Origin of the sequence: Paraburkholderia sp. SIMBA_054 (assembly GCF_046534875.1) — a bacterium.
Classification (GTDB): Bacteria; Pseudomonadota; Gammaproteobacteria; order Burkholderiales; family Burkholderiaceae; genus Paraburkholderia; species Paraburkholderia hospita.
Map to the genome: position 1 here is coordinate 1 of NZ_JAWRXV010000873.1, position 268 is coordinate 268.

At 51.9% G+C, this 268-nt stretch carries 1 protein-coding gene; it reads right to left on the reverse strand.

Annotated features, from left to right (window positions below; genetic code table 11):
* The coding region (locus tag SB822_RS57620; protein ID WP_410859176.1) for a hypothetical protein at positions 1–218 on the reverse strand (218 nt) is incomplete at its 3' end.
* Positions 219–268: the final 50 nt, after the last annotated feature.

Consider the following 268-nt stretch of genomic DNA (forward strand, 5'->3'; position numbering starts at 1 on the left):
GTCGCTTCTTTCCTCACCCAGTCTTCTTTGTAATTGCCGCTCTCGTCGCTTAGCGCAGCATTTTTTGGGTCGAGCAACCGCTGCGGTTCCAACAGTTTCGGATCCAGGCCAGGCATGTACTCGACCACATCGTCGATACTTGCTTCGGTGGCAATGACAGCATGACCGTTTTCGTCTTTGCTGCCCTTAATCCATCTCGCAGGCTCGATCCACTGCATCCTCTTGTTTCGGAATGTCTCGTTGTCTGCGTACTGTTTGAAGATATCGC